The organism is Arthrobacter sp. YAF17 (genome assembly GCF_052113365.1).
GTDB lineage: Bacteria > Actinomycetota > Actinomycetes > Actinomycetales > Micrococcaceae > Arthrobacter.
This window is the reverse complement of sequence record NZ_JBFRDB010000013.1, coordinates 93,121-104,211: the sequence shown is the minus strand read 5'-3', so window position 1 is coordinate 104,211 and position 11,091 is coordinate 93,121. Positions and strand designations below refer to the sequence as shown.

The window sequence follows — 11,091 nt, the reverse complement described above, 5'->3', positions numbered from 1 at the left end:
GTCCCACGCTCAACCTCGAGACCCCCAAACAACGCATGCGCCAACTCATTGCCACCGCGGCCTAAACCCAGTTGTTGCAACGACCAATTGACTTTGAGGGGGATTTATGGGCGGCAAGTGACCCCGCGTTGGAGTTGAGGATCGTTAGTGCGTGTGCGGAACGAAGCGCTTGATGGATGCCTCGAGCTCGGCCTCGGCGGCGGCGCGGTCGCCCCAGCCCTCGGCCTTGACCCACTTGCCCGGCTCCAGGTCCTTGTAGCGGGTGAAGAAGTGCTCGATTTCCTTGATCAGGAACTCGCTGACGTCGCTGATCTCGTTGATGTGATCGAAGCGGGCGTCGGCCGGCACGCAGAGCACCTTCGCGTCTCCGCCGCCGTCGTCGGTCATGTTGAACACGCCGATGGGGCGGGATTCAACGATCACGCCGGGGTGCAGGTCGAAGTCCTGCAGCAGCACCAGGGCGTCCAGCGGATCGCCGTCTTCACCGAGGGTGTTCTCGAAGAAACCGTAGTGCGTGGGGTACTGCATGGAGGTGAACAGGACGCGGTCCAGGCGGACGCGGCCCGTTTCGTGGTCGACTTCGTACTTGACGCGTGATCCCTTGGGGATCTCGATGGTCACGTCATGCTTCATGGACTGCTCCTTGACGAATTCAGGGGGTTCGCGGCACCCGTGACATCTCCAAAAAGCAGTGCCGGTGCCGCCGACTACTATTGAGGATATAGCGAGAGGCCCTGGTTTCAGGAACTAGTGGGGACATTTCAGGACTAAAGGACCAGCAGCAGCATGAAACGCAGAACGATCCGCGCAGGCATGGCCCCGATCTCCGGGCCGGTGCGGCGGAGCCTCCCGCTGCTGCTCCAGACCCTGCTGGTGGTGGCCGTCGCCCTCCCCGCGGGCATGGCCGCCGCACCGGCCTTCCTCGGCCCCCAAACCCCCGCAAACCCGGCACAGCCCGCCCCGGCCTGGCACCAGGCCCCCGGCACACTGGCCGCCGGCGGCGGCACAACGGACGGGATCGAACCGCTCACTGCCGCGGCCCCCGTCCCGGAGCCCGGCTCCCTCGCCGCACAACTCAACGAAACGCTAAAGGTCGACGGCGCCGGAAGCTTCACGGGGGTGGTGCAGGACGCCGCCACGGGAGAGGTCCTCTTCGACCGTTCCGGCGACCAGGTCCGCGTTCCCGCCTCCAACATGAAGCTCCTCACGGCCGCCGCCGCGCTGCGGACGCTCGGCCCGGAACGCCGCTTCAGCACCAGGGCAGTGGCAGGCGCCGCTCCAGGATCCGTGGTGCTGACCGGCGGCGGCGATGTACTTCTCGGCGCGGGCGAATCAGTCCCGGGTGCGGTGCTGGGCCGGGCCGGGCTCGCCAGCCTGGCACAGGCGACAGTCCGCGCCCTGCAGGACGACGGCGTCACCGGCCCCCTGACGGTGATGCTGGACGACTCCCTCTTCACCGGCCCCCCGCTGAACCCGGCCTGGAGCCCGGAGGACGTCGCCGCCGGTGAGGTGGCCCCGCTGTTCCCCCTGGCACTGAACTCGGCCCGCTTCGACCCGGCCAAGACCACCGGACCGCGCCCGCAGGACGCCGCCATGAGCGCCGCCGAGGCGTTCTCCGCCCGGCTCGCGACGGCGGCCGCCGCCGCGGGGCTGACGGTGGCACCCGGCGTCGTGCGGGTTCCCGCCGGGACGGCACCCGGCGGCGGAACAGGCGGTGGTAGTTCGGACACCGGTGCCGCCAGGGTTCTGGCCGAGGTCCAGTCCGCCACCGTGGGCGAGCAGGTGGACCTGCTCCTGCGCACCTCGGACAACTACCTCACCGAGGTGGTCGGCCGGATGGCTGCGCTCGCGGCCGGGAAGCCCGGCAGCAACGAGGGCGCGGTCGCGGCGGTGCTGGAGCAGCTCGAACAACTGCAGATCCCCGCCGACACGCTGAGCGCCGCAGACGTCTCCGGACTGGCGCTGGCCAACCAGGTCTCCGCCCGACAGCTTTCCGAAGTGGTCCGGGCCATCACCTCGGGTGCGGACACGCGGCTGCGCGCCGGGCTGGCCGGGTTCCCGGTCGCCGGGCTTACCGGAACCCTGGGGGACCGCTACATGGACGCCACCACGGCCCGCGGCGCCGGACTGGTCCGGGCCAAGACTGGCACGTTGAACACGGTGATCGCGCTGAGCGGTTACGTGGTGGACGCCGACGGCCGGCTTCTGGTGTTCTCCTTCATCGGCAACGGCCTGACCCCCGGGGCGGCGAACAAGACGGCGCTGGACCGTACCGCGGCCGTCCTGGCCGGCTGCGGCTGCCGCTGAGGGCGATGAACCCGCCGGCGTTCGCCGCCCGACGAATTTAAGGCGGATTGTCAGGCCCTTGTGATCTGATGGGACCTATGGAGTCCTCTGCCCGCGAGACATCAGCCCAAGCCCAAGCCCTCATCAACTGGGAGCTCGCCGCTTCCACCGCCGCCCGCCTCACGCCTGCCGGGCCCACCCTGGGGGCGGCCGAGATCGGTGCCGCCGTCGACAATCTGCGGCTCATGGCGGACATTTCCGTGCCGCACGTCCACGACATCACCGGACTGGAAGCCGCCCGCGACCTGCGTGATTCCTCGGTCCTCGTCGTGGACCGGGCCTCCTGGTCCAAGGCCAACACCCAGAGCTTCGCCGTCATGCTCCAGCCCGCGATGGAGAAAATGCTCGAGGGCCGCCGCGGCACGCTGAACCCCGGCGCGRCCAGCGTCAGCGGCGCCATCACGGGCAGCCAGCTCGGCGCCATCCTCGCCTTCCTCTCCAGCAAGGTCCTGGGCCAGTACGATCCCTTCTCCGCGCTCGCCGTAAACTCCGCGGCCCCCGCCGCCGGACGCCTGCTCCTCGTGGCGCCGAACATCATCTCCGTCGAGCGTGAAATCAACGTCGAACCCGAAGACTTCCGGCTGTGGGTCTGCCTCCACGAACAGACCCACCGCGTGCAGTTCGCCGCCGCGCCCTGGCTGCGGCACCACATGCTGGACGAGATCGAGAACCTCAGCGGCCAGCTGCTCGGCAACGTCGATTCCCTGATGGAGCGGGCCTCCGCCGCGGCGAAATCGCTCAAGGACCGAACCGCGTCCGGAACCGCCCCGAGCCGTGGCGCCATCCTCGACCTGCTGCAGAACCCCGAGGAAAAGGCCGCGATCTCACGCCTGACCGCCCTGATGAGCCTGCTCGAAGGCCACGCCAACGTGGTGATGGACGCCGTCGACTCCAGCATCGTGCCGTCCGTGAAGACCATCCGGCAGCGCTTCAATTCCCGGGCCACGGAGCGCGGCGTGATCGAAAAGTTCATCCGCAACCTGCTGGGACTGGACGCCAAGATGCGCCAGTACAGCGACGGCGCGAAGTTTGTCCGCGAAGTGGTGGACGTGGCCGGCATGCAAGGTTTCAACAAGGTCTGGGAGTCCGCGGACCACCTGCCGAGCGAGGCCGAAATCCACGATTCCAGGCTCTGGCTCGAACGGATGGGGCACTAGTTCCCGTGACATCCGGTCCCGTATCCGACGGACAGGTTTCCGGCGGCCAGGTTTCCAGCGGAAGGCGCCGGCCGGGCAGGCTCGCACCCGTCGTCGGCACCGCGCGGAAAATGCTGCAGGACGCGCTCTCCGCTGCGGGCTACCCGGAACGGGTCCTGGTCGCCTGCAGCGGCGGGCCCGACTCGCTGGCCCTCGCCGCCGTCGCCGCCTACTTCGCCCGCCGCGGGCACGTGGACGGCCACCCAGTTTCCGTGGGTGCCGTCGTCGTGGACCACCAGCTGCAGCCCGGTTCCGCCGACGTCGCCGCCGCCACCGCGGTGGCGTTGCGGGAACTGGGGCTCGCGCCCGTGCAAGTCAGGGCCGTCGACGTCGCCTCCACCGGCATGGGACCTGAGGCGGCGGCCCGGGACGCCCGCCACGCCGCCCTCGAAGCCGCCGCCGACGGCGCCGGCGCCGGGGCAATCCTGCTCGGCCACACCCTTGACGACCAGGCCGAACAGGTCCTGCTCGGCCTCGCCCGCGGCTCCGGCACGCGCTCCCTGGCGGGAATGCGGCCCGTCCGGGACCGCCTGCTGCGGCCGTTCCTGGGACTGCGGCGCGCGGACACCCTGGCGATCTGCGACGTCGAGGGCCTCCACCCCTGGCACGATCCGAGCAACGCCGATCCCTCATTTGCGAGGTCGCGGACCCGCGTGGAGGTGCTGCCGCTGCTGGAGGAGAAGCTGGGCCCGGGGGTTGCCGAATCGCTCGCGCGGACTGCCGCCATCCTGCAGCTTGACGCCGACTACCTCGAAGACGTGGCGGAAGACGCCTATCTCCGGCTCCGGGAACAGTCCGGGGCCGTCATCAGCCTCCCGGAGGAGGCCCTGCGCGAACTCGCGCCGGCCGTGAGGTTCCGTGTCATCGCTAAAGCAGCGGCCGCCGTCGGAGGCCAGCAGCCTAGCTACCAGCGCCTGCTGGCCGCGGAAGCACTCCTCCGCAGGCAGGGATCGGCCGGCCCCGTGGAGCTCCCCGGCGGGGTCAGCGTCTACCGGCTCTCGCTCGCGCAGCTCCTCGCCGAGGGGCAGCCCGGCCCCGGCGGGGTTCCCCGCGAAGCGTCCCGCTGTGGGAAGCTTGTATTCCGGCCTCAAAAACCGCCCCAAATATAGTCGCCCCCGCATCTACACAGGAGTTATTGGTGGATTCAAACGACGTCCAGGCAGATCTCAAGCACGTTCTGTACTCCAAGGAGCAGATCCAGTCACGGATCACCGAACTCGCTGCCCAGATCGACAAGGACTACGAAGGCCGCGATCTGCTGATCGTCGGCGTGCTCAAGGGCGCCGTGATGGTCATGGCTGACCTCGCCCGCGCCCTTCACAGCCACGTTTCAATGGACTGGATGGCCGTCTCGTCCTATGGTTCCGGCACCCAGTCCTCCGGCGTGGTCCGGATCCTCAAGGACCTCGACACGGACCTCATGGGCAAGGATGTGCTGATCGTCGAGGACATCATCGACTCCGGCCTGACCTTGTCCTGGCTCAAGACCAACCTGGAATCACGCGGCACGGCGTCGGTGGAAATCTGCACCGCCTTCCGCAAGCCCACGGCCGCAAAGGTCCAGATCGACGTCAAATACGTCGGCTACGACATCCCCAACGAGTTCGTTGTGGGCTACGGCCTGGACTACGCCGAGAAGTACCGCAACCTGGACTTCGTCGGCACCCTGGCGCCGCACGTTTACGAGTAGCAGACGGCCGCCCCGTCCGGCCGGAATGGTCCGGCCCCCGGCCCGTCCAACGGCCGGTGGCTGCTCCTGCCGCCGGCCGGTCCAACGTCCGGCCAACGTCCGGCCAGCGGCCGGTTCTGCCCGGCTCCGCTACGCCCTCAGGGAACTTTTGGACTACACCGTGCGTGACTTACAGCGACGGTGTATAGCTAGAAGCTGACGCAGCACCACACGCGCGCAGATCGGTCGCCGTGCAGCACTACCAGGAGGGACGGGGCCTGCCCCGATCAGATGAAAGCTAAGAGTTTCTTCAAGGGCCCGGGCATCTGGATTGTCGTTGTCATCGGCATGCTCCTGCTGGCTTTTGCCACCCTGTCCCCGGGCGGCTCCGCCCGAATCGACACCGACAAGGGTCTCGCGCTGCTGACCGACGGCGGCAAGGTCGAACAGGCCAAGATCTTCGATGCGGAAAACCGTGTGGACCTGGTCCTGAAGGACAACCTGCAGGTTGACGGCCAGGACAAGGGCAAGAACATCCAGTTCTACTACGTCAACGCCCGCGCCGCCGATGTGGTCAAGGCTGTCACCGACTCCCGGCCCCCGAGCGGCTACACCGACCAGCCGGTCGAGAACAACTGGTTCGCCGGACTGTTCTCCCTCCTGATCCCGGTCCTCCTCCTTGGCGTCTTGTTCTGGTTCCTGCTCTCCCGCATGCAGGGCGGCGGCTCCAAGGTCATGCAGTTCGGCAAGTCCAAAGCCAAGATGGTCAACAAGGACATGCCCCAGGTGACCTTCAGCGACGTCGCCGGAGCCGACGAAGCCGTGGAGGAACTCGAAGAGATCAAGGAATTCCTCCAGGAACCGGCCAAGTTCCAGGCCGTCGGAGCCAAAATCCCCAAGGGCGTGCTGCTCTACGGCCCTCCCGGCACCGGCAAGACCCTCCTGGCCCGCGCCGTCGCCGGCGAGGCCGGCGTCCCCTTCTTCTCGATCTCCGGTTCCGACTTCGTGGAAATGTTCGTCGGCGTCGGCGCCTCCCGCGTCCGCGACCTGTTCGAGCAGGCCAAGGCCAACTCACCGGCCATCATCTTCGTGGACGAGATCGACGCCGTCGGCCGCCACCGCGGCGCCGGCATCGGCGGCGGCAACGACGAACGCGAGCAGACCCTCAACCAGCTGCTGGTCGAAATGGACGGCTTCGACGTCAAGACGAACGTCATCCTCATCGCTGCCACCAACCGCCCCGACGTCCTCGACCCGGCGCTGCTGCGTCCGGGCCGCTTCGACCGGCAGATTTCCGTCGAAGCCCCCGACCTGATCGGCCGCGACCAGATCCTCAAGGTCCACGCCAAGGGCAAGCCGATGGCTCCCGACGTCGACCTGAAGGCCGTGGCCAAAAAGACCCCCGGCTACACCGGCGCGGACCTCGCCAACGTCCTCAACGAGGCCGCCCTGCTGACCGCCCGCTCCAACGCCAACCTGATCGACGACCGCGCCCTCGACGAGGCGATTGACCGCGTGATGGCCGGCCCGCAAAAGCGCAGCCGGGTCATGAAGGAACACGAACGCAAGGTCACCGCCTACCACGAAGGCGGGCACGCCCTGGTGGCCGCGGCGCTGCGGAACTCGGCACCGGTCACCAAGATCACCATTCTGCCCCGCGGCCGTGCCCTGGGCTACACCATGGTGGTCCCGGAAAACGACAAGTACTCCGTCACCCGCAACGAACTGCTCGACCAGATGGCTTACGCCATGGGCGGCCGCGTCGCAGAGGAGCTCGTCTTCCACGACCCGTCCACCGGCGCGTCCAACGACATCGAAAAGGCCACCGGGATCGCCCGCAAGATGGTAACCGAGTTCGGCATGAGCGAGCGTGTGGGCGCGGTGCGGCTCGGCCAGGGCGGCGGCGAGCCCTTCCTGGGCCGCGACGCCGGCCACGAGCGCAACTACTCCGACCAGATCGCCTACATTGTTGACGAGGAAGTACGCCGCCTGATCGAGGGCGCCCACGACGAGGCCTACGCCATCCTGACCGAGAACCGCGACGTCCTCGATGAGCTGGCCCTCGAACTGCTGGAACGCGAAACGCTGAACCAGGCCGAAATCGCCCAGGTCTTCACCCAGATCCGGAAGCGCGATTTCCGCGAGATCTGGCTCTCCAAGGAGACCCGTCCGATCCAGGAAATCGGCCCGGTCGAATCGCGCATGGAAAAGGCCGAACGCGAAGCGCAGGAAGAAGCCAAGGAAGCCCGACTCGAGGAACCGCTGGACGCCCTGCCGCCGCACGCCCAGGGCGTTGCCGGACAGGATTCGTTCCAGGGCGGTGTAACGGATCTCGGGACCGATGGCCATCCCGGCTAGGCTTCTTCAGTGACTTCTTTCTTCAATGACGACGACGACGCTCCCGCCACCGATGATTTGGCGGCGGGAGGGTCCGGTCCCGGCACCGTCGTGGACCAGGCCCGGATCCAGGCGGCAGTCCGCGAGATCCTGCTGGCCATCGGTGAGGACCCGGACCGCAGCGGGCTCCTGGACACCCCGAAGCGGGTCGCCAAGGCCTACACCGAGATGTTCGCCGGGCTCCACCACGATCCCGCGGAAATCCTGGCCACCCAGTTCGACCTGGACCACGAGGAACTCGTCCTGGTCAAGGACATTCCTTTCTACTCCACCTGCGAACACCACCTCGTGCCGTTCCACGGGGTCGCCCACGTAGGCTACATTCCCTCGCATGACGGAAAGGTCACCGGGCTGAGCAAACTCGCGCGGCTGGTGGACATGTTCGCCCGCCGTCCCCAGGTCCAGGAACGCCTGACCACCCAGATCGTCGAAGCCCTCGTCGCCCACCTCAAGCCGCGCGGCGCCATTGTCGTCGTCGAATGCGAACACCTTTGCATGTCGATGCGCGGCATCCGCAAGCCCGGCGCCAAGACCGTCACCAGCGCGGTACGCGGGCAACTCCATGACCCGGCCACCCGTGCCGAAGCCATGAGCCTCATCATCGGAAGGTAAGAACACAGAATTATGGATTCCCTCGCCGCAGCCCCCGGAACCGGACCCGCGACCTCGCCCCTGCCCGTCCTGCGCAAGTCGCGCCCGGCAGCGCAATTCAAGGATCTCCCCACGGACCGGACGCTCGTGATGGGGATCCTGAACGTCACCCCGGATTCCTTCAGCGACGGCGGCAAGCACGCCACCGCGGACACGGCTATCGCGGCCGGCCTGCGGATGTTCTACGCCGGAGCGGACATCATCGACGTCGGCGGCGAGTCCACCCGCCCGGGAGCAGCCGAGGTCGGCGCCGAGGAAGAGCAGCAGCGGGTCGTGCCGGTGATCCAGGCCCTGGTCAAGGCCGGTGCCCTGGTCAGCATCGACACGACGCACGCCGCCACCGCCGCGGCCGCCCTCGACGCCGGGGCCGCGATCATCAACGACGTTTCCGGCCTGAGCATGGAGCCGGAGATGGCTGGGCTCGTGGCCCGCAGCAAGGCCCCGTACATCCTCACCCACCGCCGCGGCAATGCCGTCACGATGGACTCCCTGGCGGAATACGGGAACGTCGCGGACGAAGTGGCCGCCGAACTGGCCGGAGTCCGCGAAAAGCTGTACGCGGCCGGCGTCGCCCCCGAACAAATCATCCTGGATCCGGGCCTGGGCTTCTCGAAGAACGAGGAGCAGAACTGGGAACTCCTCCAGCGCCTGGACGTCCTGCAGGCCATGGGCCACAAGGTCCTGGTGGCGGCCTCCCGCAAGCGCTTCCTCGGCAGCCTCCTGACCGTGGCGGGCAAGGCCGCCCCGCCGGCCGAACGCGACGCCGCCACGGCCGCCGTGACCGCCATCAGCGCCTACCGGGGCGCGTGGGCAGTCCGCGTGCACGACGTCGGTCCCAGCCTCGACGCCGTCAAAACCGCCGCCCGCATGATTCCGGCCCTGCCGGCTGCCGCCGGCCACGGCTGAACCGACAGACCACCCATGGACCAGATCACGCTGAGCGGCGTCACCGCCGTCGGCCATCACGGAGTCTTTGATTTCGAACGGCGCAACGGCCAGCCGTTCGTCGTCGACGCCGTACTGCACCTGGACTTCAGCCGCGCCGCCGCCTCCGACGACGTGCTCGACACCGCGCACTACGGTGAAGTGGCAGAGTGCATCCGGGGCTGGATCACGGGAGAGCCGCTGAACCTGATCGAGGCGCTGGCCGTGCGGATCGCCGAGGACGTGCTGCGGAAGTTCCCCGTCGCCGCGGTGGACATCACGGTGCACAAGCCCAAGGCTCCGATCGAAGTCGAGTTCGGCGACGTCTCCGTCAGCGTCCGGCGGACCCGGCAGGAGCAGCCATGAACTACACCCGGGCCGTCCTCGCGCTCGGAAGCAACCTGGGGGCGCGCAGCGACACCCTCTCGGCCGCGGTCGCGGACATCGTTGACCCGCCCGAGGTCCGGCTGCTTGCGATCTCGCCGATCGTCCAGACGAAAGCCGTCGGCGGGCCCTCCGGCCAGCCGGACTTCCTCAACATGGTGATCGCCGTGGAGACCACGCTGACGCCCCAGGAGCTGCTGCAGCACTGCCACGCCGTGGAGCAAAAACACCTCCGCGTCCGCGAAGTGCACTGGGGACCCCGGACGCTCGACGTCGACATCATCACCTACGGGGACCTGGTCAGCTCCGACCCGGACCTGACGCTGCCCCACCCGCGGGCGGCGCAGCGGGCGTTCGTGCTGCACCCGTGGTCGCTCATTGACCCCGCGGCCGAGCTCGACGGCGAACGCGTGGGCGAGCTGGCCGCCAGGGCCGCGGACTTCGCCGACCTCGTGCCCTTCGACGGCTTCGAAAACCTCCACGGCGTGGCCGGAGCGGTGGAATGATGAAGCTGACCAACCCCCTGACCCTGCTTGTGATCGGCTCCGCCGTGGGGGTCCTCGGCTGGCTCGCCGCAGTGCTGACCACCCGCTACGGCCTGAACACCCCCGTGCTGCCGCTCAACGGGCTCATCACGATGGGTGTGATCGTGGTGCTCACGCTCGTGCTGGGCATCAGGGTCCGCCGCTGGCGGAACGGCAACAAGAAGAAAATGCTCAACCCCATCCTGGCCGCCTGGACCCTGGTCCTTGCCCAGGCCTGCGCCTATACCGGCAGCGTGCTGCTGGGCTGGCACGTCGGGATCTTCGTTGACCAGCTGCGGCTCTGGAACCTGCGCAGCGACCAGACCCTCGCCTGGCAGGCCCTGATCATGGCCGGCGGCGGCCTGATGATGATTGTGGTTGGCCTGACGGTGGAACGGTTCTGCCGGATACCCCCCGAGGACGGCGAGGGCGAGTCGGCTCCGGGCCGGCAGGAACAGCGCAAGCCCAAGTCGGAAGGCGAATATGCATACCGAGGCGATTGATCCTCCGGGCATCTCGTGGCTGCGCGTCTCACCAAAGTACGTCACGGTACGGCTCGCCAGCTGGGCCCTGGCCAACCTCATCGTCGTCGGGTTGCTGTGCCTTCCCCTGATCCTTGTCCTCAACGGTTGGTGGAAGTCTTTCCCGCTCTGGCTGGCCATTGCCATCCCGGCGGTGATGCTTGTCCTGGCCCTGTGGCGGCTGCTGCTCATTCCCCGCCAGGTGCGGGCCATCGGATACGCCGAGCGCGAGGATGACCTGCTCATCCGCCGCGGCATCTTCTTCCAGCGCACGCTCGTGGTCCCCTACGGCCGCATGCAGTATGTGGACATCGGCGCGGGTCCGGTGGAACGCGGGCTGGGGCTGTGCACGCTGAAACTGCACACCGCCTCCGCCGGCACCAGCGCGGAAATCCCGGGCCTGCCCGCAGCGGAAGGCGCGCGGCTCCGCGAGCAGCTCTCCGCCCGCGGTGAAGCCCGGCTGGCCGGGCTGTGACGGG

The 11,091-nt window shown here is 68.2% G+C and carries 12 protein-coding genes; 11 read left to right on the top strand and 1 reads right to left on the bottom strand.

The window, feature by feature from the left end; genetic code table 11:
• Positions 1-144: 144 nt before the first annotated feature.
• On the bottom strand, positions 145-633 hold the full coding sequence (locus tag AB4Y67_RS12485; RefSeq protein WP_441406094.1) for an inorganic diphosphatase: 489 nt from the start codon (positions 631-633) through the stop codon (positions 145-147).
• A gap of 153 nt (positions 634-786) precedes the next feature.
• On the opposite strand from AB4Y67_RS12485, the gene dacB reads away from it, so the two are divergent.
• The 11 genes from dacB (at position 787) to AB4Y67_RS12430 (ending at position 11,087) form a co-directional block, all read left to right on the top strand.
• On the top strand, positions 787-2,307 hold the full coding sequence (dacB, locus tag AB4Y67_RS12480; protein WP_441406093.1) for a D-alanyl-D-alanine carboxypeptidase/D-alanyl-D-alanine endopeptidase: 1,521 nt from the start codon (positions 787-789) through the stop codon (positions 2,305-2,307).
• Between the two features lie 77 nt (positions 2,308-2,384).
• Positions 2,385-3,503: a zinc-dependent metalloprotease gene (locus AB4Y67_RS12475; RefSeq protein ID WP_441406092.1), complete on the top strand. Its 1,119-nt coding sequence runs from the start codon at positions 2,385-2,387 to the stop codon at positions 3,501-3,503.
• Positions 3,504-3,613: 110 nt separating this feature from the next.
• Positions 3,614-4,651 (top strand): tRNA lysidine(34) synthetase TilS, encoded by a 1,038-nt coding sequence (gene tilS / locus AB4Y67_RS12470; protein ID WP_441406099.1) that lies wholly within the window; start codon positions 3,614-3,616, stop codon positions 4,649-4,651.
• Positions 4,652-4,680: 29 nt separating this feature from the next.
• Entirely contained in the window at positions 4,681-5,232 is a 552-nt protein-coding gene (gene hpt / locus AB4Y67_RS12465; protein ID WP_069950289.1) for a hypoxanthine phosphoribosyltransferase, read from the top strand.
• A gap of 270 nt (positions 5,233-5,502) precedes the next feature.
• The gene (gene ftsH / locus AB4Y67_RS12460) at positions 5,503-7,569 is read left to right on the top strand and encodes an ATP-dependent zinc metalloprotease FtsH (RefSeq protein WP_441406091.1); all 2,067 of its coding nucleotides are present in this window, start codon (positions 5,503-5,505) and stop codon (positions 7,567-7,569) included.
• Between the two features lie 9 nt (positions 7,570-7,578).
• Positions 7,579-8,220, top strand: a complete 642-nt coding sequence (folE, locus tag AB4Y67_RS12455) for a GTP cyclohydrolase I FolE (protein WP_441406090.1) — start codon at positions 7,579-7,581, stop codon at positions 8,218-8,220.
• 12 nt (positions 8,221-8,232) lie between these two features.
• On the top strand, positions 8,233-9,165 hold the full coding sequence (gene folP / locus AB4Y67_RS12450) for a dihydropteroate synthase (protein ID WP_441406089.1): 933 nt from the start codon (positions 8,233-8,235) through the stop codon (positions 9,163-9,165).
• A 15-nt stretch (positions 9,166-9,180) separates the two neighbouring features.
• Complete coding sequence (gene folB, locus AB4Y67_RS12445; protein ID WP_441406088.1) at positions 9,181-9,549, top strand: dihydroneopterin aldolase; 369 nt, start codon at positions 9,181-9,183, stop codon at positions 9,547-9,549.
• The gene (gene folK, locus AB4Y67_RS12440) at positions 9,546-10,073 is read left to right on the top strand and encodes a 2-amino-4-hydroxy-6-hydroxymethyldihydropteridine diphosphokinase (RefSeq protein WP_441406087.1); all 528 of its coding nucleotides are present in this window, start codon (positions 9,546-9,548) and stop codon (positions 10,071-10,073) included. Before folB ends, folK begins: the two co-directional genes overlap by 4 nt.
• The gene (locus AB4Y67_RS12435) at positions 10,073-10,594 is read left to right on the top strand and encodes a DUF3180 domain-containing protein (RefSeq protein WP_441406098.1); all 522 of its coding nucleotides are present in this window, start codon (positions 10,073-10,075) and stop codon (positions 10,592-10,594) included. Before folK ends, AB4Y67_RS12435 begins: the two co-directional genes overlap by 1 nt.
• Entirely contained in the window at positions 10,575-11,087 is a 513-nt protein-coding gene (locus AB4Y67_RS12430; RefSeq protein WP_441406086.1) for a PH domain-containing protein, read from the top strand. The genes AB4Y67_RS12435 and AB4Y67_RS12430 overlap by 20 nt, the downstream gene beginning before the upstream one ends.
• Positions 11,088-11,091: the final 4 nt, after the last annotated feature.

Excerpts from the sequence above, each read along its gene's own strand:
- folB (WP_441406088.1), top strand. The coding sequence starts at position 9,181 with ATGGACCAGATCACGCTGAGCGGCGTCACCGCCGTCGGCCATCACGGA.
- AB4Y67_RS12430 (WP_441406086.1), top strand. The coding sequence starts at position 10,575 with ATGCATACCGAGGCGATTGATCCTCCGGGCATCTCGTGGCTGCGCGTC.
- AB4Y67_RS12435 (WP_441406098.1), top strand. The coding sequence starts at position 10,073 with ATGAAGCTGACCAACCCCCTGACCCTGCTTGTGATCGGCTCCGCCGTG.
- AB4Y67_RS12485 (WP_441406094.1), bottom strand. The coding sequence starts at position 633 with ATGAAGCATGACGTGACCATCGAGATCCCCAAGGGATCACGCGTCAAG.
- ftsH (WP_441406091.1), top strand. The coding sequence starts at position 5,503 with ATGAAAGCTAAGAGTTTCTTCAAGGGCCCGGGCATCTGGATTGTCGTT.
- folP (WP_441406089.1), top strand. The coding sequence starts at position 8,233 with ATGGATTCCCTCGCCGCAGCCCCCGGAACCGGACCCGCGACCTCGCCC.
- folK (WP_441406087.1), top strand. The coding sequence starts at position 9,546 with ATGAACTACACCCGGGCCGTCCTCGCGCTCGGAAGCAACCTGGGGGCG.
- dacB (WP_441406093.1), top strand. The coding sequence starts at position 787 with ATGAAACGCAGAACGATCCGCGCAGGCATGGCCCCGATCTCCGGGCCG.
- tilS (WP_441406099.1), top strand. The coding sequence starts at position 3,614 with ATGCTGCAGGACGCGCTCTCCGCTGCGGGCTACCCGGAACGGGTCCTG.